Source organism: Sorangium sp. So ce693, from assembly GCF_051521375.1.
In the GTDB taxonomy this organism is placed as follows: Bacteria; Myxococcota_A; Polyangia; order Polyangiales; family Polyangiaceae; genus Sorangium; species Sorangium atrum.
On the sequence record NZ_CP150347.1, the window covers coordinates 933,101 to 957,725 of the forward strand.

16 protein-coding genes are annotated in these 24,625 nt (G+C 70.5%); 15 read left to right on the forward strand and 1 reads right to left on the reverse strand.

The window, feature by feature from the left end:
• The first annotated feature begins 46 nt into the window (after positions 1-46).
• The 13 genes from WMF14_RS03580 (at position 47) to WMF14_RS03640 (ending at position 21,115) form a co-directional block, all read left to right on the forward strand.
• Positions 47-2,743, forward strand: a complete 2,697-nt coding sequence (locus WMF14_RS03580) for a protein kinase domain-containing protein (RefSeq protein ID WP_437798774.1) — start codon at positions 47-49, stop codon at positions 2,741-2,743.
• 24 nt (positions 2,744-2,767) lie between these two features.
• Entirely contained in the window at positions 2,768-4,006 is a 1,239-nt protein-coding gene (locus WMF14_RS03585; RefSeq protein WP_437798775.1) for a hypothetical protein, read from the forward strand.
• A gap of 14 nt (positions 4,007-4,020) precedes the next feature.
• Complete coding sequence (locus tag WMF14_RS03590) at positions 4,021-5,124, forward strand: PEGA domain-containing protein (protein ID WP_437798777.1); 1,104 nt, start codon at positions 4,021-4,023, stop codon at positions 5,122-5,124.
• Positions 5,125-5,246: 122 nt separating this feature from the next.
• A complete protein-coding gene (locus WMF14_RS03595) occupies positions 5,247-6,719 on the forward strand; it encodes a hypothetical protein (RefSeq protein ID WP_437798778.1) in 1,473 nt (490 codons plus the stop codon).
• A 574-nt stretch (positions 6,720-7,293) separates the two neighbouring features.
• Positions 7,294-8,235, forward strand: coding sequence for a PEGA domain-containing protein (locus tag WMF14_RS03600; RefSeq protein ID WP_437798780.1), 942 nt, complete (start codon positions 7,294-7,296; stop codon positions 8,233-8,235).
• A 20-nt stretch (positions 8,236-8,255) separates the two neighbouring features.
• Positions 8,256-9,815 (forward strand): PGRS family protein, encoded by a 1,560-nt coding sequence (locus WMF14_RS03605; protein ID WP_437798781.1) that lies wholly within the window; start codon positions 8,256-8,258, stop codon positions 9,813-9,815.
• A gap of 1,449 nt (positions 9,816-11,264) precedes the next feature.
• On the forward strand, positions 11,265-12,872 hold the full coding sequence (locus WMF14_RS03610; protein ID WP_437798782.1) for a hypothetical protein: 1,608 nt from the start codon (positions 11,265-11,267) through the stop codon (positions 12,870-12,872).
• A gap of 704 nt (positions 12,873-13,576) precedes the next feature.
• Positions 13,577-13,744 carry a hypothetical protein gene (locus tag WMF14_RS03615; RefSeq protein ID WP_437798783.1) on the forward strand — a complete coding sequence of 56 codons (168 nt, stop codon included), beginning with the start codon at positions 13,577-13,579 and terminating at the stop codon, positions 13,742-13,744.
• 437 nt (positions 13,745-14,181) lie between these two features.
• Positions 14,182-14,307, forward strand: a complete 126-nt coding sequence (locus WMF14_RS03620) for a hypothetical protein (protein WP_437798784.1) — start codon at positions 14,182-14,184, stop codon at positions 14,305-14,307.
• Between the two features lie 858 nt (positions 14,308-15,165).
• Positions 15,166-15,930 (forward strand): PP2C family protein-serine/threonine phosphatase, encoded by a 765-nt coding sequence (locus WMF14_RS03625; protein WP_437798786.1) that lies wholly within the window; start codon positions 15,166-15,168, stop codon positions 15,928-15,930.
• Between the two features lie 1,326 nt (positions 15,931-17,256).
• On the forward strand, positions 17,257-18,933 hold the full coding sequence (locus WMF14_RS03630; protein ID WP_437798788.1) for an L-aspartate oxidase: 1,677 nt from the start codon (positions 17,257-17,259) through the stop codon (positions 18,931-18,933).
• Between the two features lie 83 nt (positions 18,934-19,016).
• Positions 19,017-19,877, forward strand: a complete 861-nt coding sequence (locus WMF14_RS03635; RefSeq protein WP_437798789.1) for a CPBP family intramembrane glutamic endopeptidase — start codon at positions 19,017-19,019, stop codon at positions 19,875-19,877.
• Complete coding sequence (locus WMF14_RS03640) at positions 19,874-21,115, forward strand: patatin-like phospholipase family protein (protein ID WP_437798790.1); 1,242 nt, start codon at positions 19,874-19,876, stop codon at positions 21,113-21,115. The genes WMF14_RS03635 and WMF14_RS03640 overlap by 4 nt, the downstream gene beginning before the upstream one ends.
• A gap of 78 nt (positions 21,116-21,193) precedes the next feature.
• On the opposite strand, the gene WMF14_RS03645 is transcribed toward WMF14_RS03640, so the two are convergent.
• Positions 21,194-21,694: a YchJ family protein gene (locus WMF14_RS03645; protein ID WP_437798791.1), complete on the reverse strand. Its 501-nt coding sequence runs from the start codon at positions 21,692-21,694 to the stop codon at positions 21,194-21,196.
• 192 nt (positions 21,695-21,886) lie between these two features.
• On the opposite strand from WMF14_RS03645, the gene WMF14_RS03650 reads away from it, so the two are divergent.
• Both WMF14_RS03650 and fusA read left to right on the forward strand, forming a co-directional pair.
• Positions 21,887-22,354 (forward strand): Tudor-knot domain-containing protein, encoded by a 468-nt coding sequence (locus WMF14_RS03650; RefSeq protein ID WP_272097758.1) that lies wholly within the window; start codon positions 21,887-21,889, stop codon positions 22,352-22,354.
• Positions 22,355-22,530: 176 nt separating this feature from the next.
• Positions 22,531-24,618 carry an elongation factor G gene (gene fusA, locus WMF14_RS03655; RefSeq protein WP_437798793.1) on the forward strand — a complete coding sequence of 696 codons (2,088 nt, stop codon included), beginning with the start codon at positions 22,531-22,533 and terminating at the stop codon, positions 24,616-24,618.
• The last annotated feature ends 7 nt before the right edge of the window (positions 24,619-24,625 follow it).

Genomic DNA, 24,625 nt, shown 5'->3' on the forward strand with positions numbered 1-24,625 from the left:
TCCTTTCTCTTCTTCTCTCGGTCTCTCTCATCGCGGGGGTGTGGTGATGGCGCGGGAAGCGCTGAAGGCCGGGGACGTGTTCCTGGACTACCGGATCACGGAGGTGATCGACGCGGGTGGGATGGGGGAAGTGTACCGGGCGGTGGAGGACTACTCGGAAGACGTCGTGGCGATCAAGTGCATGCTGCCACGGCACCTGAAGAGAGAGGACTTCGCGAGGCGGTTCCGGCAGGAGTGCAAGTTCTATCCGAAGCTGAAGCACCCGAACATCGTGAGGATGAGGAAGGCGGGTGTGTCGCCGGATCACGTGGCGTACATCGTGATGGATTACCTCGAGGGGAGGACGCTGAGGAAGCTGCTCAACAAGGCGTACCGGCTGGACTTCCTGAGCGCGATGCACGTGATGCTGCAGGTGGCGGACGCGATGACGTTCGTGCACTCGAAGGGGATATGGCACCGTGACCTGAAGCCCGAGAACATCATGGTGGGGACGAAGGCGGACGCGAAAGGGCACGTGTGGCTGCTCGACTTCGGGATAGCGAAGTTCGCGGACGGCGGGATGAACACCGATGATCTGCCGGACGTGGGGACGGTGAGGTACATCTCGCCGGAGCAGGTGAAGATGCTTTACACGTCGTCGAGGAAGGCCGAGCGCGTGGAGCGTGCGAGGCCGGATGGGCGCACGGACATCTACGCGTTCGGGGCGATCTTCTACGAGGTGCTGACGGGGAAGCACCTGTTTCTGGACGACAGCGAGCCAGCGACGGCGGAGGAGACGCTGACGGGGCACCTGGTCGCGGCGCCGGAGCCGGTGCACGAGATCGTGCCGGATTGCCCTGAGTTCCTGTGGCCCGTGGTGGCGCGGTGCATCGCGATCGACCGCGAGGAGCGGTATCCGAGGTTCGACGACGTGGCCCGGGACCTGCGGGGGCTCTTGCGGGACACGGTGCCGGCGGGCCACGTGCTGGCGCAGCGGCTGGCGCGGGAGCGGATGGAGGCGGAGCGGCAGGCGGCGTTCGCGGGGGTGGCGCTGGAGGACAGCACGCCGGTGGAGGACGAGACGAGCGCAGCGGGTCGGGCGGGCGAGGAGGAGACGGAGGAGGCGCGGCAGGAGGGCGAGATGGAGCGAGGGAGCGCGGAGGGCGAGAAGCGGGCGCGGCGGGTGGTGCACGGGGAGACGGCGCCGCTGGAGCAGTTCGTGGCGCCGGCGAGCGCGCTGCCGTTCGCGCCGGCGTCGCGCGTGCCGCGGGGGCGGGGGGTGGGGCATACGGAGCCGCTGCCCGCGCTGAAGCTGCTGGAGTCGACCGCGAAGCTCGGCGGGACGTGGGCAGAGCGGATGGCGCAGCGGACGGGGCCGCCGGCGATGCCGCAGGCGGGGGCGCAGGGGGTTGGGGGGCCGCTGCCGCCGGCGGAGGTGAGGGCGCAGGCGTATGCGGGGCCGCCGCCGCAGGCGCAGGCGTACGGAGGGCCGGCATCGCATGCCGGGGCGCAGGGGCATGGTGGGCCGCCGCCACTGCCGCAGTCGTACGGAGGGCCGCCACCGCTGCCGCAGTCGTACGGAGGGCCGCCGCAGTCGTACGGAGGGCCGCCGCAGTCGCACGGAGGGCCGCCACCGCTGCTGCAGTCGTACGGAGGGCCGGCATCGCATGCCGGAGTGCAGGGGCATGGTGGGCCGCCGCCGCTGCCGCAGTCGCACGGAGGGCCGCCGCTGCAGTCGCACGGAGGGCCGCCGCTGCAGTCGCACGGAGGGCCGCCGCCGCTGCCGCAGTCGTACGGAGGGCCGCCGCCGCTGCCGCAGTCGTACGGAGGGCCGGCGCCGCATGCGGGGGCGCAGGGGCATGGTGGGCCGGCGCCGTTGCCGGTGATCGAGACGCAGCACGCCACGTCATGGCGAGATGCGCAGCGAGCGGCACCGCAGCCGCCGCAGGAGGTGGAGCTGCCGTACGTAACTCCGCAGCTCTCGGCGATGGAGTCGCCGCGATCGGGAGCGCCGCTGCCGATCGTGGCGCGGCCAGTGGCGCCGAGCTCGGTGACGGCACCGAGCGTCGTACCGGCCGAGTCGTTGCGGAAAGAGACGCCGATGACGGCGGCTCCGGCGGCGTTGCTCACGCAGCGGCGGCGCGCGCCGCGGGCCTACGTGCTGGCGCCGCTGGTGGCGCTGGCGCTCACGTTGGGAGGCGTGGGCGTGGTGCTGGCGCTCCGCTCCGCGCGCGGTACGGCGCCGGCTCCGGTGACAGGAGAGCCGGCGCCCTCGGCGGCGCCGGCCTCGGCGGCGTCGGTCGAGAGCGCGACGGCGAGTGCAGCGACGGCAAGCGCAGCGACGGCAGCGGTCGCGCCAGCGCCGCCGCCCGAGGCGAGCCCCGCCGCGCCCGCGCCGGAGGCGACGGCGAGCGCGGCGGCGGCGAGCACGGCCGAGGCGGCGGTGGAGGCCGGAGCAGCGGAGAAGGCAGGGGCGGCTGCGGCCGCAGAGGCGCCTGCTCCCAAGGAGCAACCGGCGGCGGCGAAGGAGCAGGCGGCGGTGAAAGAGCAGGCGGCGGCGAAGGCTGCGCCTGTGAAAGCAGCGCCGGCCGCGACGGACGACGACGAGGACTTCTACCCGATGCCGAAGCGGCAGAAGCCGTCATTCTTGCGGGTGATCGAGGAGCGGAAGAAGGCGGCGCCGGCCAAGGTGGCAGCGCCAGCGCAAGCAGGGGGCACGACGCCAGCCAAGCCGTGCCCTGCGGTGGGGTGCAGGCCGTTCTAGTCGCTGAGGAGAGAGGTCTTCGAGATGGGCAGCAACAAGGACAGCGACGACATCCGGCAGTACCTGCCGGATCTGGAGAGCATCCGGCGCGAGGCGGATCCTGAGGTGGCGGAGCGGAAGCTGCAGCAGGCGCTGAACAACCCGGAGCTGGACCGGGCGCTGTCGGAGATGCAGCAGCAGAAGCCAACGGGGCAGCCGCTGTTCCAGTTCCCGGTGGTGCCGGCGCTGCCCAAAGAGCGAACGGGACCTCCGCCGCTTCCGGTGCAAGCGGCGCCGCCGCCGTATCCGGCACAAGCGACGCCGCCGCCGTATCCGGCGCAAGCGGGGCGGACTCCGCTGCCGGTGCACGCGGTACCGCCGCCGTTTCCGGCGAAGGCGCCGCAGCAGGCAGCGCCGCACGGGGCGGTCACGCAGCCGCACGGGGTGGTCGCGCAGCAGCACGGGGCGGTCGTGCAGCAGCACGGGGCGGTCGTGCAGCAACACGGGGCAGTCGCGCAGCAGCACGGGGCGGTCGCGCAGCAGCACGGGGCAGTCGTGCAGCAGCACGGGGCAGTCGCGCAGCAGCACGGGGCGGCGGCGCTGCCCGGAGCAGCGGTGCCGCATCAGGGCGCGATGGCAGCGCAGCGTGCGCCGGTGCAGCAGGGGGCGCAGGTGACTCAGCGTGTGCCGCTATACGGGGGCGCGGCGGCTCCGCAGCACGCGCCGGTGCAGCAGGGCGCGCCGGTACAGCCGGGAGCGATGGCGCAGAGCCAGTGGGCGGACCGGGCGCTGCCGCCGATCGACAAGGCGCTGCTGCCGTCGTCGTTGCTGCCCGTGACGCCGCCGCCCGTGGTGACGCCGAAGCCGCCGGCTGGAGCGCAGGCGGAGGGGCGGCGCCGACCCTGGATGCCGACGTGGCTCATGGTGGTGCTCGCCGTGCTCGCGGTGAGCATGCCGTTCGTGCTGGCGATGCTCCTGCGGCGAGAGACGCCGCCGAAAGAGCAGGATCCGGCGCTGCCGCCGAGCGGGGCGCCAGCGCAGAGCACGCAGGTGCCGCCAGAGGCCTCGGAGCTGTTGCCGCCGGTGGCGCCGGCACCGCCGGAGGCGGTCGAGCCAAGCCTCGATGACACGGCGTCCGCGAGCCAACCGCCAGCGCCGCCACCGCCACCAGGGCCGGTGTCGCCCGTGCCCGCGCGGCCGACGCGTGCGGCGCCGCACGTTCCGCAGACGCCCGTCGCGCCTGCGCTTACCGACAAGCCGCTCGCCGATGACGTGATGGAGTGAAACCGCGTGGAGCCATGATGATGAACTGCCGATCCCTTGCTGTGTTGTTCAGTGCCGCGACGCTGATCGCCGTCCCTGAGATCGCTGCCGCGCAGCCCGCCACGCCGCAGGCTGCGCCCGCCAACGCCGACGCGGTGACACGTGCCGATGAGTCCTATCGACGAGGGCTGCGTCTCTACTCGGACAAGAAGTACGTGGAGGCGGAGGCTGAGCTGCAGTCTGCGTGGGAGCTGAACCCGACGTTCGACGTGGCGTACAACCTCGGGAACACGAAGTACCAGCTGAAGAAGTACCGAGAAGCAGCGGAGCATCTGTCGTTCGCGCTGAGGAACTGGCCGCTGGTCAAGACGGTGGCGAAGCTGAAGCCGACGGCGGAGCAGCGGCTGGCGGAGTCGCGAGCGCAGGTGGGAGCGCTGCGGGTGACGGTCAGCGCGGCGGGGGCGGAAGTGCTTGTGGACGGCAAGGCCGTGGGGCGGGCGCCGCTGGAAGGGGAGGTGTTCGTCGAGCCGGGGGAGCACCGGGTAGAGGCGAGGCTGGAGGGGTATGCGCCGGTGAGCCAGACGGTGAAGAGCGCCAAGGGAGAGACGGCGGACGTGGGGCTGGCGATGGTGGCGGTGAAGAGCGACGCCCAGGCGGCGGGCGTGAAGACGGAGGGGGGCGCGGGCGCGGCGGGCGTGGGGGCCGGTGCGCCGGTGATGGGGCAGCCGCCGGCGGGGCCGGTGGAGCCGCCGCCGAAGAAGAACTGGGTGCCGGTGATCGTGCTGGGCGCAGCGAGCGCGGTGGGGCTCGGCGTCGGGATCGGGATGACGGTGGCGAGGAACAGCGCGCACGATGACGCACGCTCCAAAGGCGAAGTGATCCTTAGAGCCGGCGGAGAATGCGCGACACCCTCGGCTATGTTCGTCAAGCCATGCCAAGAGCTTCAGAGTATCGGCTCTCGAGGCGCGACGTTGGGCGACGCTGCGCGAGTGGCCTACATCGCATCGGGAGCGCTGGCGATCGCTGCGGTGACATATGTCCTATGGCCTCGACCGAAAGCGACAACGACGGAGCGCGTTCGCGCATTGCCCCGGGTGCAGACAGGTAGTGTTGGAATCGACGTGTTGGGTGCGTGGTGAGCTCGAGCGAAGGAACAACGACCATGGGCCGAAGGTGTTGGATCGTAGCAGGCTTGGGACTCGCCACGGCAGTTTGCGGGTGCAGCGGGTTCTGGGACAATATGGATGAGGATTGCGAGCTGATGCTGACGTGCGATCACTTCGCATCCGGAGGTACTGGCGGCAATCCGCCGAACCCCGCGTGTGAGGCGGATCCGACGAAGGATGCGAGCACGGTGACGGACGAGTGCGCGGTGTTCGTGAGCGCGACGGCGGAAGCGGGGGGAGACGGGACAAAGGCGAAGCCATACGCGTCGCTCGGGGAGGCGGTCGCGAGGGCGGACGGCAAGCGGGTACTCGCGTGCACGAGCGAGCCGTTCGCCGAGAGCGTGAAGATTGAGGCAGGGATCGAGGTGATCGGGGGATTCGACTGCGAGGCGGAGTGGACGTGGAGCGATGAGGCGCGGAGCGTGATTGAGGCGCCCGCGAACCAGATCGCGCTCACGGTGTCGGAGGCCGCGAGCGGAGCGAAGGTGAGGAGCTTCGCGATCCGTGCTGCGAGCGCGACGGAGCTGGGCGGGTCGTCGATCGGCGTGGTGGTGGCGGATGTCGAGGCGGAACTGGCGCAGGTGGATGTGACCGCGGGCGACGGGATGGCCGGCGCAAACGGCGAGACGCCGACGGAGGCGCCGCAGGCAGGAGCGAGCGCGTCGGAGATGGTGTCGGATGCGTGCGAGGTCGTCTTCGGCGGCGAGCCCGGCGTGACGATGTGCCAGGACGGCGAGACGCGCGGCGGCTCCGGTGGACTCGGCGGGACCACGGGTACCGACGAGGGCAACGGGCACAAGGGTGCCGATGGTGCGCCGCTGCCGGACCCGAACCCAGAGAAGTATGGTCTAGGCGGCGCTGGGCAAACCGACGTCGCGGGCAACTGCCGGCGCGGTGAAGATGGCACACCAGGAACTCTCGGCGGTTCCGGCGAGGCCGGCAGTGCGACGACGCTGACGCTGGCGGGCATCACGGGTGGCGACGGTCGCAACGGCAAAACTGGGACGCGAGGTCAAGGGGGAGGTGGCGGCGGAGGCGCGAAAGCAGGGCTGTTCTGCGGGCCCGTCGCGAACCCGCTGGATGGTCCCGGCGCCAGCGGCGGCGGAGGCGGAGCCGGCGGCTGCGGAGGCAACGGCGGCGGTGGTGGGAAGGCGGGCGGGTCAAGCATCGGGATCGTGAGCCTGGGGACGAAGCTGGTGTTGACGGAGGTGACGGTCGCGGTCGGCAAGGCGGGGAAGGGTGGACAGGGCGCCAGCGGAAGACGCGGCGCTGATGGAGGCATGGGCGCGACTGGAGGTACCGCCTCGGAGAACGTGGACTCCGTCCCCGGCTGCGACGGGGGCAAAGGCGGTCGAGGCGGTCCCGGCGGTCCCGGCGGAGGCGGTCGAGGCGGCCATGCAGTCGGTATCGCGTATGCGGCGGCGCCGAGCAGTCCGGTGGAACTGAAGGACTTCACGGCGGGTACAGCGGGTGAGGGTGGCCTCGGGGGCCCGGATGGCAACGCCGGCAACCCGGGGACAACGGGGGCGTGCTGGGACTTCACGGGCAGTGCGAGTTGCGGGCAGTGAAGTGAGCTGTGACGTCGGATGAGAATTTCGTTGAGCTGAACGCAATGCGGACGAACGACTGACGAGCGCGTTGAACCGTGATCAGCTGAGCTGAAAGAGGAGACAGGAAATGATTGGATGCACCCCGCGCCGGGGTGATAGGGACTCTTTTGTCGCGGAGACGCGGCACGGTGGGCTGCCCGGCGCTGACAACTTCACCACCTTGGAGTGGACTGCCGGAGGCGCGGGCGGAAGAACCGTCGATCTGCTGAGTCCTTCTGCCTCGGGCCGCGAACCCGGATGTGATCCGACGGTCGCTGAAGGCAGCCCGGCAGCAGGTCGCTTTTGCGCGGCGGGAGAGCTGCGGGGTGCCGTGGCGGTGGGGCGGAGGCGTGGTCACGCTGGCATCCGAACGACCGTGGCTGGCGAGACCCCTCCCGTTCCGCGCGGAGCGCGGGACATGGGAGGGGCGGACCGCGCGCAGGCCCGTAGGGCCGAGCACGGGCCGGGGGTGGGCAGCTATGTTCTCGTGGTAGTTCTCTGCTGCGCGCCAGCGCGTGTGGGGTGGTGCGAAGAGCGCGGCTCATCGACTGCGATGGCGTCGAGGGAGTACGTGGAGGCGGAGGCTGAGCTGCAGTCTGCGTGGGAGCTGAACCCGACGTTCGACGTGGCGTACAACCTCGGGAACACGAAGTACCAGCTGAAGAAGTACCGAGAAGCAGCGGAGCATCTGTCGTTCGCGCTGAGGAACTGGCCGCTGGTGAAGACGGTGGCGAAGCTGAAGCCGACGGCGGAGCAGCGGCTGGCGGAGTCGCGCGCGCAGGTGGGTGCGCTGAGGGTGACGGTCAGCGCGGCGGGGGCGGAAGTGCTTGTGGACGGCAAGGCCGTGGGCCGAGCGCCGCTGGAAGGGGAGGTGTTCGTCGAGCCGGGGGAGCATCGGGTAGAGGCGAGGCTGGAGGGGTACGCGCCGGTGAGCCAGACGGTGAAGAGCGCCAAGGGAGAGACGGCGGACGTGGGGCTGGCGATGGTGGCGGTGAAGAGTGAGGCGCAGACGGCGGGCGCGAAGACGGAGGGAGGCGCGGGCGCGGCGGGCGTGGGGGCCGGTGCGCCGGTGATGGGGCAGCCGCCTGCGGGGCCGGTGGAGCCGCCACCGAAGAAGAACTGGGTGCCGGTGATCGCGCTGGGCGCGGCGAGCGCGGTGGGGTTGGCGGTAGGCATCACGTCGACGGTGCTGTCGAGAAATGCGCGGAGCGATGCGGAGGGATATCGAGAGCAGATCCGGCAGGCGAACGGAGGGTGCATCGATCCGCAGAGCGATTTGATCGACACGTGCCGCGACGTGAAGAGCGAGGCGGAGCGCGCGGCGCGATTCGGCACGGTGTCCGTGATCGGCTACGCGGCGTCGGGGGCGCTGGCGGTCGCCGCGGTCACGTATGCGCTCTGGCCCCGGCGCGCCGCACCGGCGGCGCACGGGGTGCGCGTGTTGCCCCAGACGAACGTGGGCGGTGGTGGTGTCGTCGTCGTGGGAGCGTGGTGAGCGGGGCGATGGTGAGCACAATGAAGAACAGGCGGCTGACGTGGTTGATGTGCTGGAGCGCCGCATCGGTGATCGCGAGCGGCTGCGACTATCTATCGATCGGGCTCGACAACGACTGCGAGTTCCTGCTCACGTGCGGTCACTTCCCGGGCGGTGATGCCGGTGGCACGCCAGAAGGGTGCATTCCGAGCGAGTTGACGTCCGCCGTGAGCGATACGTGCGGCGTGTTCGTGGCGACGGGCGGCGACGACAATGGCGCCGGGACGAAGGCGGACCCTGTGAAGACCCTGAGCGTGGCGATCTCGCGAGCGACGGAGCAGGGGAGCGCGGTGTATGCGTGCGCGGAGGAGTTCAAAGAGGCGGCTGAGGTGCCCGCCGGGATGGCGATCTTCGGCGGGCTCGACTGCGCGAAGGGGTGGACCTGGGTCGGCGAGGAGAAGAAGACGACGTTGGCGCCTGGCGAGGAAGGGATCGCGCTGAAGGTGCTGCGGGGCGAGGACCCGGTGCGGATCGAGGACGTGTCTGTGCGTGCAGCCGACGCGGAGGCACCGGGCACATCGTCGATTGCGGTGCTGGTCGATGGAGCGACTGCTGAGCTGGCGCGGTGCGAGCTGATCGCGGGCAAGGGAGCGGATGGCGCGGAGGGAGAAGATGCGCCGAGCGAGGTCCCGGCGCAGGCGCCGCCGGGGAACGCCGGAACTGATGCGTGCAGCGATCGCGATGGCACACCGGGGCCGGACACGACGCTGTCCGGTGGTGCCCAGGTGGTCAACGAGTGCGGCGGGGAGCTGTCGATCGGCGGTGGTGGTGGTGATGGGAATGTAACCAACGGCACTGGCGGCGACATCGGGGCGTCAGGCGCCCTCGGCGCAGCAGGTGCCGGAGAGCCTTCGGCAGGCGCCTGGAGCTGTGCTGCCGGCGGTACTGGCCAGGGCGGCGACAACGGTCCCCCGGGCGACGTCGGCGTCGCCGCGAGCGGTCTAGGCACGCTAAGCTCATCCGGCTACGTGGGCGTGAGCGGCGGAGGCGGTGGAGCGGGCAAGCCAGGGCAGGGCGGCGGCGGAGGCGGCGGAGCGAAGGGCGGTGCGGCGATCTGCCCGGGCGCGATGCCGGGAGCTGGGGCGAGCGGAGGCAGCGGCGGCCCCGGTGGTTGCGGCGGGCTGCCCGGCCAAGGCGGCGGAGCGGGAGGAGCGAGCATCGCGCTGGCGAGCGTTGAGGGGAAGGTGATGCTGCAGGACTGCGTGCTGAAGGCGGGCAACGGAGGGAAGGGAGGCGCGGGGGGCGACCTCCAGCCGGGCGGAGCCGGCGGGCTCGGAGGAGTCGGCGGCACGGGCGTTGGCGGATCGAAGAACGCGTGCGATGGAGGGAAGGGAGGCCAGGGAGGCAACGGCGGTCCAGGAGGAGGAGGCCTCGGCGGGCCGTCGTTCGCGATCGCGTACCGAGGCGAACCTGTGAAGCAAGAAGGGCAGACGATGTTGCAATCGGGCACGCCCGGCGCCGGGGGACCTGGCGGAAGCAACAACGTGTCGGACAACGCAGGCGCGGAAGGCACGGCAGCGGCGGAGCAGGAATTTCCGTGAGCGAGCGATGAGGTAGCGGGCGGCGTCGTCGATGGCGCCGCCCGCGGGGCCGAGAAGCGCTGCGGAAGGAGGAACTGGCGATCGCGCGAAGCGCCATCGAAGGGGAGAGGTGTGCCCGCGGATGACGTGCGCGGCGGTGAGCAGAGCCTCGTGGATCGCTGCTACGGGCGAGCGGCGGAGAAAGTGAGGACGACCGTACGATTCCGTGACGCTCCCGCATGGCTACGCGTAGTTGGGTGAAAAAGCTTCGATTCCGGAAGAAAGCCCTTGGTGAACTTCATAAGGGGCACAGCGGACGAGAGCGGAGACACGGCGCCGGGTGGGGAAATGCCGGCGAGGTGAGCGTGGGCGGAGAATGTTGGGACTTCACGGGCAATGCGAGCTGCGATCAGTGATGGTCGACGATGGCGGAGATGGAGTGAGAATTTCAGAGATCTGAACGGAATGTAGACGTGTGACTGACGAGCGCGGTGCTCCGTGAGCAGCTGAGCTGAAGGAGGAGACAAGAAATGAATGGACACGCCCCAAGCCGGGGTGATAGGGATTCTTTTGTCGCGGAGACGCGGCACGGTGGGCTGCCCGGCGCTGAAAACTTCACCACCCTGGCGTGGATCGGAAGAGGCGCGGGCGGAGGGACCGATGATCTGCTGAGTGCTTCTGCGTCGGGCCGCAAACCCGGATACCATCCTACGGTCGCTGAAGGCAGCCCGGCAGCGGATCACTTTTGCGCGGCGTTGGAGCATGGCGGTGCCGTGGCGGCGGGGCAGAGGCGCAGTGGCGCTGGACCCCGAACCGCCGTTGCAAGCGAGGCCCCTCCCGCCTCGAGCGTAGCGCGGGACATGGCAGGGTCGGGCCGCGCGCAGGCCCGTAGGGCCGAGCACGGGCCGGGGGTGGGCAGCTGTCTTCTCGCGGTGGTTCTATGCTGCGCCCCAGCGCGTGTGGGGTGGTGCGACGAGCGCGTGCCGGTGGCGGGGGCCGGAGGGCCCGCGGCGGGACCGCTGGTGGTGTCGGTAGAGCCGCAGCCGCTGCCGGAGAAGAGGAGCTGGGGGCCGGTGATCACACTGGGGGCGGCGAGTGGGGTGTGGCTCGGCGTGGCGATCGGGATGACGGTGGCGTCGAGGAATGCGCGGAGCGACGCGGATGCGCAGCGCGCTGCGATCCTGTCGCAGGGGCCTGGGTGCGTTCACGCGCCGAGCGATGTCGCGAGTGCATGCACCATGTTCGACGAGAGAACGGGGCGGGCTGGAACCTTCGGCACCGGAGCCGTCGTGGCCTATGCGGCGTCCGGTGCGCTGGCCGCAGGCGCGTTGGTCTATGCGCTGTGGCCTCGCTCATCTGCATCGAGCAACGCGGTGGGTGTGCTGCCGACTGCTTGGATAGCGCAGGGAGAGCGAGGTCTGGGAGTCGTTGGTGTGTGGTGAGCGGCGACGGGAAGGAAAGGATGCGAACGTGAGAAGACTTAGTGGCATCACGGCTGGCACCCTCTGCGCGGTGGTTGCGGCCGCCGGCTGCGACGCGCTGTCGATCGGCGTGACCAGCGACTGCAACTACACGCTGACCTGTCCAGAACACGGCTGGATCGAAGCAGCGGGCGGCGGACCGCCGAATCCCGCATGCGAGGCTGATCCGACGCAGGACACGAGCACGGTGACGGACGAGTGCGCGGTGTTCGCGAGCGCGACGGCGGCGCCGGGGGGAGACGGGACGAAGGCGAAGCCGTATGTGTCGCTCGGGGAGGCGGTGGCGAACGCGGGGAACAAGCGGGTGCTCGCGTGCACGAGCGGAGCGTTCGCCGAGAGCGTCGCGATCGAAGCAGGGATCGAGGTGATCGGTGGCTTCGACTGCGAGGCGGAGTGGACTTGGAGCGAGCAGGCGCGTAGCGCCATCGAGGGACCAGCGGGCGCGGTGGCGCTCACGATGACGGAAGGCGCAACGGGGGCGAAGGTGCGGAGCTTCGCGATTCGTGCGGCGAGCGCGACGGAGCCGGGCGGGTCGTCGATCGGCGTGGCGGTGGCGGACGTGGAGGCGGAGCTTGCGCAGGTGGACGTGACGGCGGGCGATGCGATGGACGGTGCAAACGGCGAGACACCGACGCAGGCGCCGCAGGCAGGAGCCAGCGCGCCAGACACGGAGGAGACGCGGCCGTCGAATGCGTGCGTGGCGCCGAACCTGGTCATCGGCGGGACCGCGGGCGCGACGACGTGCGAGGACGGCGAGACGCGCGGTGGCGATGGCGGGATCGGGGGAATCACGGGGACGGACGAGGGCAACGGAAAGCGCGGGGAGGATGGCGCGCCGTTGCCGGAAGAAAACTCCGAAGAGTACGGGCTCGGCGGGGTTGGACAGACGGCTGCGGCGGGCAACTGCCGGCGTGGAGAAGATGGTGCGCCCGGTGCGCCCGGTGCCCCCGGCCCCGCTAGCAATGACACGACGCTGACGCTTGCCGGGATCAGCGGTGGAGACGGCAGCCAAGGCGTGACGGGCGGCCGTGGTCAGGGGGGTGGTGGCGGCGGCGGCGCCAGGGCGGGGATGTTCTGCGCGCTCGGCTCAAACTTCGTCGATGGCGTGGGCGCGAGCGGCGGCGGCGGTGGGGCCGGCGGCTGCGGCGGAAAGGGCGGTGGTGGGGGTATGGCCGGTGGCTCGAGCGTCGGGATCCTCAGCCTGGGGACGAAGCTTGTGCTGACTGAGGTGACGGTAGCCGTTGGTAAGGCGGGCAAGGGAGGCGACGGCGTAGCCGGGCAGAACGGGGCGAATGGAGGCGTTGGCGCTGCGGGTGGAGCAGCATCGGACAAACCGCCGTCCATCCCCGGCTGTGATGGCGGTAAGGGCGGCCGAGGCGGAGCTGGCGGTCCCGGCGCCGGCGGTCGAGGCGGCCATGCGGTAGGCATCGCGTACGCGGTGGCGCCGAACGCAGCGGTCGCGCTGACGAATTTCACCGAAGGGGTGGCCGGAGACGGAGGCAGCGCTGGGCCTGGAGGCGCGGAGCCGCACCCGCCTGTTAACGGGGCGAGCGGAGGGTGCTGGAACTTTGGTGGAAACGAGAGCTGCGGGCAGTGAGAAAAAGGTGTTTCTGCGTGGCAATTTCGTAGAGCTCAACGGAATGCAATTGAAGGAGGAGGATGCCTCGGTGGGCCGTCGTTCGCGATCGCCTAATCGAGGCGAGGCGGTGAAGCAGGAAGGGCCGACGACGTTACAGCCCGGCACGCCGGGTGCTGGGGGAGCCGCAACGTGTCGGATAATGCGGGCGCGGAAGGACTCTGCGGTGGCGGCGCAGATGTCTCCGTAAGCGACTGATGAGGTAGCGGGCGGCATCATCGATGGCGCCGCGCGCGGGGCCGAGAAGCGCGGCGGAAGGAAGAACTGGCGATCGCGCGAAGTGCCATCGAAGGGGAGAGGTGTGCTCGCGGATGACGTGCGCGGCGGCGGGCAGAGCCCCGTGGATCGCTGCTACCGGCGAGCGGCGGAGAGAGTGAGGACGACGGTACGATTCCGTGACGCTCCCGCATGGCTACGCGTATTTGGGTGAAAAAGCTTCGATTTCGGAAGAAAGCCCTTGGTGAACTTCCTCAGGGGCACAGCGGGCGAGGGCGGAGACACGGCGCCGGGTAGGGAAATGCCGGCGAGATGAGCGTGGGCGGAGAATGTGGGGACTTCACGGGCAACGCGAGCTGCGGCCTCTTGGCGGCACCGGCTGCGATGGTGGTCGTGGCGGCGCCGGCGGCCGCGGCGGCCTCGGTGGCGGCGGTCGAGGCGGCCATGCGGTGGGAATCGCCTACGCCGCGGCGCCGAACGCGGCGGCGGAGCTGAAGGACTTCAAGGAGGGGGCGGCGGGCGACGGCGGGCAGCTCGGGTTCGGCGACAACGCCGGCACGCCCGGTGTGAGCGCCGCGTGCTGGAGCTTCGGTGGAAACGAGAGCTGCGGGCAGTGAAAAAAGTGCCGTTGCGTGAGAATTCCGATGGGCCCAACGTAATGCGACTGGTTGAGTCACGAGCGCTGCGCCTTGTGAGCAGCTGAGCTCAAGGAGACACAAAGATATGAGTGGACGTGCCCCGTGCCGGGGTGGTAGGGAGTGGTTCGTCGCGGAGACGCGACACGGTGGGCTGCCAGGCGCTTACAACCGCACCACCATCGCGTGGATTGCCCAGGGCGCGGGCGGAGGGACCGTTGATCTGCTGAAACCTTCTGCGTCGGGCCGCGAGCGTGGATGTTATCCAACGGTCGCTGAAGGCAGTCCGGCAGTAGATCACTTTCTTGCGGCGAGGGAGCTGCGATGTGTGGCGCCGGGGCGGAGGCGTGATGGCGCTGGGCTCCGAACCGCGATCGCCGTCGAGACCCCCTCCCGTCCTCGCGTGCCGAGGCGACGCGGTGCAGCAGCAAGGGCAGACCGCGCTGCAACCCGGCACGCCGGGCGCCCGGGGCCCCGGCCGCAGCAACAACGCCGCCGACAACGCGGGCGCAGCAGGCACGGCGGCGGAGCAGGAGTTTCCGTAAGTGAGCGACGAGGCAGCGGGCGGCCTCGTCGCTGGCGCCGCCTGCCGTCGCGAAGCGTGGCGGCAGACGACCCCGACGATCGCGCGACGCGCAATCGAGCGGGCGACGCGCCTCCTGCAGGCGACATGTACAGCGGCGAGCTGCGCCCGCTGGCCGCTGCCACCGGCGAGCGGTGGAGAAAGTGAGGACGACCGTACGATTTTGTGACGACCCGGCCTGGCTGCGCGTAAGTAGTCGAAAGATATCGATTTCTGGACGAATACGCTTGGCGAGCTCTTTCGTGGCCGGCAGTATGCGCGCCGCTCGATCCAAGGAGCGCCCTGCCGATGCGCCGGAATTTCAGTGGAAACCATGTCCCTCCCTCCGGAAGACGCCCCAGCCCGAGCGGGATGGGCGAGTGGGAGCGGATGTGGGTACGCAGGCTGGGTCTCGAGGATGTGGAGTGGGACCCCGAGCTGCACTGCGAGCACTGCATCGCGAAGCGAGCGGCCTGGGAAGCGGTGATGGAGGAGCTTGCATCACGGTCGGGGAACCGACCGAAGCTGCGGCTGAGCCCTGGGTGGGAGAAGATCCCGCCGAGGGCGGGCAGGCGAAGCAGGCGGAGCAAGGGCCGCTGCAGGCGGCTGCTGCTGAAGATGGTGCGACTGGCGCGTCTCGTGCGCGAGGATTTTTGAGCGCTTGAGCGAAAGGTCCCGGCGCGAGCTCCCAGGTCGAGCGAGCAGCCGCTGACGGCCTGAGCTCGCCGAGGGCGCACGGTGACGGCGCGGCGCGCTGGGTGACAGAACAGGAGACCGGCGCACCGCGAGCGTGGTGCGCGCTGACTCGGCTCGTCCTTGCGACGAGCGTGCGAGGTGGAGGATGGTGCGTCCAACGCTCGCCATCGAGGCAGGGGCGGATGCCCTTGTGTCGAGGCGTCGTGCGAGCAACGAGGAGCGCTCTGGTGAGTTGCCTTGCCTGGGCCTCTTCCTGGTCACGGGCCGGCTTGGCGGAGAGAGCGTCTCCCGCACGGCGATCGAGATGGTGCATCCCCCTGTCGAGGCAGGCAGCGTGGACGACCTTGGCGCTGGTGAGATGATTGCGCCGCGGTGTCGGGACGAAGTGCGGCTCACGATGAGCCCGCGTCGAACAGGCCGCTCTGACGACGAGCGTCTGCAGCCGGGACCGAGCGGCGTGCAGGTGACCTTCGCCGGTGTACTGCTCGCGCCAGGGGCGGCGTACATCGTCTACGCCGGCGATATGCGCATCTACCGGTTCCGTGGGGGGAAGTTGGAAGCGCGAACGCGTGATGTTGCGGCGGTCGACGGCGGGGCGTTGGATGGATCCATCCCGCTGGACGCCCCAGCCATGCTGGTGCAACACGCCGGCGCGGCCGCACGCGCGCTCGGCTGCGACGCAGCGGTGGACATGATGGCCCAGGTCGAGAACACGGAGCCGGGCGACATTTTCCTCGCGTGCTCGGGGGGCCTCTGGGGCTCGGTGTCCGAGCAGCGCATCGCCGGCATCCTCGCAGCGCACCGTGAGCTGCGCCTGGCGGCGAGCCTGCTGATGGACTGCGCTCATGAGAAAGGCGAGCTCGAGCAGGCAATGTGCGTTCTGGCCCGTGTGGCAGGGTCTGTGGGTTGACTTCGTTAGGAGGAGCGGCGCAGAAGCGCCGGAGCGCAGCGAGGCTGTGGCGAAGCGACCCCTCCCGTCCCGCGCGTAGCGCGGGACTTGGGAGGGGCGGACCGCGCGCAGGCCCGCAGGGCCGAGCACGGGCCGGGGGTGGGCAGCATTCCTGGGGGCGATGGTGGCGGCGCGAAGGGAGGGGCGGAGATCTTTCCGGGAGCCATGCCGGGCGCCGGAGCGAACGGAGGCAGAGGCGGACCCCGCGGCTGCGGCGGGCTGCCCGCGCAGGGCGGCGGAGCAGGCGGGTCCGTGAGCAAGCGAAACGGCAGCGGCGGCGAGCAGAGCCCGCTGGACTGCTGGTGGCGGGGAGCGCTGTAGAAAAAATGAGAGGCGGTATGATTTCGTGGCAATTCCGGAGGGCTGAACGTAACACGGCAAAACGGTAACGATGATTCGAAGAAACCCCTTGGCGAGCTCATTCGTTGCCGGCAGAATGGGCGCCTCCCGAATTCAAGGAGCCCCATGCCGAAGCGCCGAAGGTCCCGCGGAGACGACCCCCCTCCCTCTGGTAAGCGCCCCAGCTTGAGCAAGATGGGGGAGTGGGAGCGGATGTGGGTACGGAGGCTGGGTCTCGAGGACATCGACTGGGATCCTGAGAAGTATTGTGTGCACTGCATCGCGGAGCGGGCGGCTCGCGAAGAAGCGGCGGTGGAGGAGGAGCTTGCGCCGCCGTCAGGTCCGAGGCCGCCGGCATCGCAGAGCCTCTTGTGGGCGAAGAACCCACGCCCGGTAGGTGGTCCTAAAGAGCGCAGCAAGCGCCGCCCCAGATTGATGCTCGTGCCCTCGGTGCACCGCAAGGGCGGGGACTCTTGAGCGAGAGGCCCCTTCGCGAGGGGGCTGGATCGAGCGAGCTGGCCAGATGGTATGGGCGACGCTGGCTCTGATGTGCTCTCCGAGAATCTGTCGTGTTGTGCCGGAACACCGCATCTCCGGCATCCTCGCTGCACATCGCGAGTTGCTGCGCGCGGCGCGCCTTCTGCCGAGTCGCGGCTCCGGATGGATGGACTGCGCTCATGAGCTCGCGCCGCGAGCCCAAGCGCGCACCGTGCGCCCTGGCGCGTCGGCATGCATGCGCCCTGGCGCGCGGCGGCAACGGCCGAGGCGCTCCGCCATGAGCGCGATCGGGCCGAGCGTGCGCCCACGCCTCGCGCAGGCCCACGCCGGCGCGCGGCTCTCCCCGGCCCAGCTGGCCTCCCGCCCGAACGCCTGGCCGCAGCGCCGTCGCACGCAGGAAGCGCACCACGGCCTACCTCCGTGCGCCCCGCTCCTGCTACCCTCCGGGCCGTGGCGATAACGACCGATTTCCTCGTCATCGGTAGCGGTGTGGCAGGGCTGACCTTCGCGCTCGAGGCGGCCGAGCACGGCGAGGTGATCATCGTCACCAAGCGCGCGCGTGACGAATCCAACACGAAGTACGCTCAGGGCGGCATCGCCGCGGCCTTCGCCCCGGACGACTCCCCCGAGGCGCATATCGCCGACACGCTCGAGGCGGGGGCGGGGCTCTGTCACGAGGTGGTCGTCGAGATCTGCGCGCGGGAGGGGCCCGAGCGGGTGCGCGAGCTCATCGCGCGGGGCGCCCAGTTCGACCACGAGAACGGCCAGGTGCGCCTCGGGCGCGAGGGAGGGCACTCTGCGCGGCGGATCGTGCACGCCGCCGACGCCACCGGCCTCGAGATCGAGCGCGCGCTCCTCGAGCAGGCCCGGCAGAACCCGAACATCCGCTTCGCCGAGCACCACACGGCGATCGACCTCATCCCGCTCTCCCGCTTCGGCGGGCCGGACATCTGCGCCGGCGCCTACGTGCTCGACGAGACCGACGCCGCGCTGAACGGGCCGCGGCTGCGCGACTCGGAGCGGCCGGCGCCCCGGCACCGGCCAGCCTCGAAGCCGCACGTCGTCGAGACGTACCTCGCGCGGGCGACCGTGCTCGCGACCGGCGGCGCAGGCAAGGTCTACCTCTACACGACGAACCCCGACGTCGCGACGGGCGACGGCGTCGCCATGGCCTACCGGGCAGGCGCCGAGATCGCGAACATGGAGTTCTACCAGTTCCACCCGACGTGCCTGTTCCACCCGGAGGCAAAGAGCTTCCTCGTGAGCGAGGCGCTGCGCGGCGAGGGCGCCATCCTCCGGCTGCCGGACGGGACGGCCTTCATGGCCAGCCACGATCCGCGCAAGGACCTCGCGCCGCGCGACATCGTGGCGCGGGCCATCGACTTCGAGATGAAGCGGACCGGCTCGGACTACGTGCTGCTCGACATCACCCACCGGCCCGCGAGCTTCGTCCGCGAGCACTTCCCGACCATCCACGCGCAGTGCCTCCGCTACGGCATCGACATCACCGTGCAGCCGATCCCCGTCGTGCCGGCCGCCCACTACATGTGCGGCGGGATCACCACCGACCTCTACGGCAGGACGACGATCCCCGGGCTGTGGGCGATCGGCGAGTGCACGTGCACGGGGCTGCACGGCGCGAACCGGCTCGCCTCGAACTCGCTGCTCGAGGGGCTCGTCTTCGGCCACCGCGCGGCCGCGCGCCTCGGCACCCAGATCGCCGAGCTCCGGCAGAGCGCGTTCCCCGATGTGCCCGAGTGGCAGGTCGGCAACGCGGTCGCCAGCGACGAGGAGGTCGTCGTCGCCCACAACTGGGACGAGATGCGCCGCACCATGTGGAACTACGTCGGCATCGTCCGGTCCGACGCCCGCCTCCGGCGCGCCGCCCGGCGGATCTCGCTGCTCCAGGAGGAGATCCGCGAGTACTACTGGAAGCACCTGGTCACCCGGGATCTGCTCGAGCTGCGGAACATCGCCACGGTGGCCGAGCTCATCGTCGGCTGCGCCTCCGCCCGGCACGAGAGCCGGGGGCTGCACACGACGATCGACTACCCGGAGGCGAACGATCGCCTCGGCACGGACACGGTCGTGAAGCGGGGCGTCCTGCCTTATCTGCGAGGTCGATGAGCGATCTGCACGGCACCCCCGACCCTCCGCCGAGCGGCGGAGGGCCCGGCCCGCTCGTCCGGCGAGGCGGCGAGGAGCGACCGATGTCGATCCCCGGCGCCATCGGCTGGACCGTGGGCGTCACCGCGCTGTTCCTGTTCCTGCTCGGCCTGATCTCCTCCTTCCGGATGGAGCCGGCGCTCGACGGCGCGGGCTCGTTCCGACCGGCGCCGAAGCTCGACGTCATCGGCAGCTTCGCGTGCCAGGCCGCCGCGTACCTGCTCGGGCTCTTCGGCGTGCTCCAGGTGCACGCGCCCCGCGCGTCGATCCGGCAGTTCCTCGGCCTGCGCAGGACGCACGTGGCGTTCTACCCGCTCGCGATCGCGCTCGGCTTCGCGCTCGAGGGGCCCATCGCCGCGCTCTACACGGCGATCGAGGCGCGCTGGCCGTCGGGGATCGACGACGCCGAGCTCGTCCGGGTCTTCGTCGACGCGAGCGCGCCCGAGCGGGCCGCGCTCGGCCTCATCTTCATCGTGCTGGGCCCCGCGCTGGAGGAGATCTTCTTCCGGGGAGCGCTCGCCCGCCCGCTGCGCTGGACGCACCGCGCCCCGCTCGTCATCGCGATCACGGCCGCGCTCTTCGCGGCGGCCCACGTCGGGTGGCAGAAGTTCCTGCCGATCGGGATCTTCGGCGTGGCGCTCGGCGCCCTCCGCGTCGCGAGCGGCTCGCTCTTGCCGTCCATCCTCCTCCACGGCACCTACAACGCCATCCAGTGCTTCACGCTCCTCTCCGCGGCGCGCGCGGGGGCCGTCGACGACGCGTCCTCGGCCGCCGGCGCCGCGGCGAGCCCCGTGTGGCTCGTGGCGGTGAGCTCCGCCTCCGCGCTCGTGTTGACCGCGCTCGCCTTCGTCCTCGGCCATCGCGCCGAGGGGGCGGCCCGCGCGAGGGAAAAGGACCTCTCATGATGCCGGCTTTCGGGAGCCAGGGCGGCGGCGAGAGCCGAGCCGCGCAGATCGCAGCGGGGGACGGCGAGGGCCGCTCCGCCGGGGCCGTGGACGCGAGCGGCGAGGGCCGCGCCGCCCCGCGCGCGGGGGCGAAGCGGGCGCGCGTCAGCCTCTGCCTGCCGGGGGGCGGCCTGACGGGCGCGCTCTACCAGATCGGCGCGCTCGCGGCGCTCGAGGACGGGGTCGAGGGGATCGACAACCAGAGCTTCTCGCTCTACCTCGGGCACGGCAGCGGCGCCGCGGTCGCCGCGGCCCTGGCGGGCGGCATCCCGATCGAGCGGCTCTACCGCGCCCTGCTCGATCCGGTCGACAACTTCTTCCCGCTGGAGCGCAGCCACCTCCTCCACATCGACGCCGGCGAGTGGCGGCGCGCGCTCAGCACCAGCCTGGTCGCGCTCCGCCACGCGATCGTCCGGCTCACGACCCGGGGCGACGCGACCCCGAACGCGCCGGCGCAGCAGTACCTGTTCGAGCAGCTCGATCGCTTCAACGACTCGCTCCCTGCGGGGCTCTTCCAGCTCGATCGGTACGAGCGGTTCCTCGCCGAGTTCTTCCTGCGGCGCGGCATCCCGAACTCGTTCCGCGCGATGCCGCGGACGCTGCGCATCCCGGCGCACGACCTCGACTCGGGCGAGCGCGTCATCTTCGGCGCCGAGGGGTTCGACCATGTCCCCGTGTCGCTCGCCTGCGCGGCCTCGCTCGCGCTCCCGCTGTTCTTCTCGCCGGTGCGCGTCGAGCACCGCCACTACCTCGACGGCGGGCTGGGCCACGTGGCGCACCTCGATCTCGCGCAGGCCGCCGGCGTCGAGCTCACGATCGTCGTGAGCCCGCTCGTGCCCGTCTCCACCGCGCACCGCCCCGTCCCGACAGGGCACGGCGTGCGCGAGAGCGTGCGCGACAAGGGCATGCTCTGGATCTTCAACCAGGCGATGCGGATCGGCGCGCACGCCCGGCTCCACCAGGCGGTGGGGCGCGCGCTCGCCGAGGGCAAGATGCAGGTCCTCGTGCTCGAGCCCGCGCGGAACGACGCGCTGCTGTTCCTCCACAACCCCGCCAACCTGCGCGCGCGGCGCGCCATCCTGGAGTACGCCTACCGGACGACGCGCGAGCGCATCGCGGTCTGGATGGAAAAGAACCGCGCGGTGGTCGAGGCGATGGGGTGGCACGAGGCCCGCGCCTCGGGCGGGTCGACGGGCTGAGGCGGATCGGCCGCGCGAGGGGCTGGTGCGCCGGCCGAGGGCGCATCGGCGAGCCGAGGGCCCGCTCGGACGGCGAGATCAGCTGGCGAGCGACGAGAACCGGGCGATCGTCAGCTCGTCGGGCGGGATGCTGATGCGGGCGCGCGGGATGGCGACGCCGTGGAGGTAGCGCCAGCCCTCGCCGTCGTGGAGGAAATCGGACAGCTCGACGAACGAGCGATCCACGCCGGCCTCGAAGATCTTGGCGAGGAACAGCACCGACGCCGAGTCGCCGCTCTGCAGGCTGTCGAGGATCTGGAGGCCCCGGTACCGGTGGTGGTGGATCGTCACCTTCAGCTCGCGGAGCACCTGGTCCCTGTCGCGCCCGCGGTCGATGTGGCCCATGTGCAGCGTCCGCCAGAGGTAGGCGGTGTCTCCGACCGCGAACGCCGCGTACCGCGAGCGCATCAGCGCCACGGCGTCGGGCGCCTCGCGATCGCCCAGATGGCAGGGGGCGCAGCACTCGCGGTACGAGCGCCCCGAGCCGCACGGGCACGGGCGGGAGAGGGTCCCCGTACCAGGACGAACATCTCGGGTCATGGGCGTTCTCTACACGGGTTCGTGCGCCGTTGCAGCGCCCTGGGCGCGTCGAGGTGGGCGCGGCGGGTGTGCGGCAGAACGGCGCGGCACGGCATTGGCGCCGGCCTGACGCCGTCCACGGAAGACCCGCGCGCGTCCCTGAGCGAAGCCTCTTGCGGGGCGCCGGCGAGGACGGTAAGGCGGGCGGGAAGTATGCCCGCAGCGCGCGCTCACGCGGCGGCCCTCCTCCTGGCCCTCGCCCTGGTTCTGGGGGGCTGCAAGCGCCAATACGCCATCGGCGATCACGTCCTCGTGACGTGGGAAGGGAACGTCTACCCGGCCGAGGTCATCGAGGTCCTGGGTCCGACGAAGTTCAAGATCCACTACCAGGGCTACGATGACATCTGGGATGAAGTTGTACCTCGCGAACGGATCCGCGGCCTCGTCGAGGGCAACGTCGTCAACCCGCCGCCGCCGCCGAAGGTCCGGAGCAAGGGGCTGCAGGCATCGCAGACGAACGTCTACAAGATCGGCGACAGGGTCCGCGTCGAGTGGCACGGGCAGATGTACCCGGCGGTCGTCACCGGCATCGTCGGTCAAGAGCGCTACCGCATCCACTACGACGGCTACGGATCGGAGTGGGACGAGACGGTCGGGCTTTCCAGGATTCAGGCCAAGTAGCGTGAAATGTTCATGCGCGGTCATTTTCCCCCTGGCGCTGGCCATGGGGCCGAATTAAGAGCCGCGCCGAATTTCTGACTGGGCGATCGCAAGAGTGCGCCGCCTGGCTGACGTTCGATGCGTGCCGCACGCCCTCCACGGGCACGCCCTCACGGGTGCGCGGCGGGGAGCCTTCTGTGATCAGCGAACTGTCCAAGCTGCGCAACATCGGGATCAGCGCCCACATCGATTCGGGCAAGACAACGCTGACCGAGCGTATCCTCTTCTACACCAAGCGGATCCACGCCATCCACGACGTCAAGGGCAAGGACGGCGTCGGCGCGAAGATGGACTCGATGGATCTCGAGCGCGAGCGCGGGATCACCATCCAGTCCGCGGCCACGCACTGCTTCTGGAACGGGCACCAGATCAACGTGATCGACACGCCCGGCCACGTGGACTTCACGATCGAGGTCGAGCGCGCGATGCGCGTGCTCGACGGGGCGATCCTGGTCCTCTGCGCCGTCGCCGGCGTGCAGAGCCAGTCGCTCACGGTCGACCGCCAGATGCGCCGCTACGGCGTCCCGCGCATCGCGTTCGTGAACAAGTGCGACCGCGCCGGCGCGAACCCGCTGCGGGTCCGCGCGCAGCTGCGCGAGAAGCTCAACCTGAACCCGGTCCTGCTGCAGCTGCCGATCGGGCTCGAGGACAAGTTCGAGGGGGTCGTCGACCTCATCGCGATGAAGTCCTACCGGTTCGAGGGGGCGAACGGCGAGAAGATCATCGTCGGCGAGATCCCGGCCGAGATGGCCGACGAGGTGAAGACGGCGCGCGAGGAGATGCTCGACGCGCTCTCGATGTACTCCGACGAGCTCACCGAGGCGATCCTCGAGGAGCGCGTCACCGAGGAGCTCCTCCAGAAGGCGATCCGCGACGCGACCGTGAAGCTCCAGATCGTCCCGGTGATGATGGGGTCGGCCTACAAGAACAAGGCGGTGCAGGTCCTGCTCGACGGCGTGACCCGTTACCTGCCGACGCCCGCCGACATCACGAACAAGGCCGTGGATCTCGACAAGGACGAGGCCGAGGTCGTCCTGTCGAGCGACTCGGAGAAGCCGCTCGTGATGCTCGCGTTCAAGCTCGAGGACGGCCGCTTCGGCCAGCTCACGTACCTGCGGGTCTACCAGGGCAACCTGGCCCGCGGAGGCGAGATCACGAACACCCGCACGGGCAAGCGCCACAAGGTCGGCCGGCTCGTCCGCATGCACGCGGACGAGATGGAGGACATCGACTCCGCGGGCGCGGGCGACATCGTCGCGATGTTCGGCATCGACTGCAACTCCGGCGACACCTTCACGGACGGGACCCTGAGCGTCGCGATGACGTCGATGCACGTGCCCGAGCCCGTCATCTCGCTCACCGTGACGCCCAAGGACAACAAGGCCCAGGCGAACATGTCGAAGGCGCTGCGCCGCTTCACGAAGGAAGACCCGACCTTCCGCGTCGGGGCCGATCCGGAGAGCGGCGAGACGATCATCCAGGGCATGGGCGAGCTCCACCTGGACGTCTACATCGAGCGCATGAAGCGCGAGTACGCGGCCGAGGTGGTCACGAGCCCGCCGCGCGTCGCGTACCGCGAGACGATCACGCGCCGCGTGGACTTCAACTACACGCACAAGAAGCAGACCGGCGGCTCCGGCCAGTACGGCAAGGTCGGCGGCTTCATCGAGCCCTGGACGGAGGCGCCGTTCCGGTTCGACGACCAGGTCGTCGGCGGCGCGATCCCGCGCGAGTTCATCCCGGCGGTCGAGAAGGGCTTCGTGTCGATGCTCGCCAAGGGGCAGCTCATCGGCGCGCCCGTCACGGGCGTGTCGGTCACGCTGAACGACGGCGCGGCCCACGCGGTCGACTCGTCCGACATCGCCTTCCAGGAGGCCGCGCGCGGCGCCTGGCGCGAGACGTACCCCAAGGCCGGCCCGCAGATCCTGGAGCCGCTGATGAAGGTCGCCTGCGAGGGGCCGAGCGAGTACCAGGGCGGCATCGTCGGCATCCTCATGCAGCGGCGCGGCATCATCGTGGGTTCGACCGAGGCAGACGGCTTCTGCCGCGTCGAGGCGGAGGTGCCGCTCTCCGACATGTTCGGCTTCTCGACGATCCTCCGCTCCGCCACCCAGGGCAAAGCCGAGTTCACGATGGAGTTCTCGCGCTATGCTCCTCTTCCGGCGGCGCTTGGTGAGGAGCTCATCAAGAAATACCGGGAAGAGCAGGCGAAGAAGGCCAAGTGAGGGGGTC

What these genes read in the sequence shown, in the direction of transcription:
- WMF14_RS03580 (WP_437798774.1), top strand. Translation starts at nt 47, where the DNA reads ATGGCGCGGGAAGCGCTGAAGGCCGGGGACGTGTTCCTGGACTACCGG.
- WMF14_RS03585 (WP_437798775.1), top strand. Translation starts at nt 2,768, where the DNA reads ATGGGCAGCAACAAGGACAGCGACGACATCCGGCAGTACCTGCCGGAT.
- WMF14_RS03590 (WP_437798777.1), top strand. Translation starts at nt 4,021, where the DNA reads ATGATGATGAACTGCCGATCCCTTGCTGTGTTGTTCAGTGCCGCGACG.
- WMF14_RS03595 (WP_437798778.1), top strand. Translation starts at nt 5,247, where the DNA reads ATGCTGACGTGCGATCACTTCGCATCCGGAGGTACTGGCGGCAATCCG.
- WMF14_RS03600 (WP_437798780.1), top strand. Translation starts at nt 7,294, where the DNA reads ATGGCGTCGAGGGAGTACGTGGAGGCGGAGGCTGAGCTGCAGTCTGCG.
- WMF14_RS03605 (WP_437798781.1), top strand. Translation starts at nt 8,256, where the DNA reads ATGAAGAACAGGCGGCTGACGTGGTTGATGTGCTGGAGCGCCGCATCG.
- WMF14_RS03625 (WP_437798786.1), top strand. Translation starts at nt 15,166, where the DNA reads ATGGTGCGTCCAACGCTCGCCATCGAGGCAGGGGCGGATGCCCTTGTG.
- WMF14_RS03635 (WP_437798789.1), top strand. Translation starts at nt 19,017, where the DNA reads ATGTCGATCCCCGGCGCCATCGGCTGGACCGTGGGCGTCACCGCGCTG.
- WMF14_RS03640 (WP_437798790.1), top strand. Translation starts at nt 19,874, where the DNA reads ATGATGCCGGCTTTCGGGAGCCAGGGCGGCGGCGAGAGCCGAGCCGCG.
- WMF14_RS03645 (WP_437798791.1), bottom strand. Translation starts at nt 21,694, where the DNA reads ATGACCCGAGATGTTCGTCCTGGTACGGGGACCCTCTCCCGCCCGTGC.
- WMF14_RS03650 (WP_272097758.1), top strand. Translation starts at nt 21,887, where the DNA reads ATGCCCGCAGCGCGCGCTCACGCGGCGGCCCTCCTCCTGGCCCTCGCC.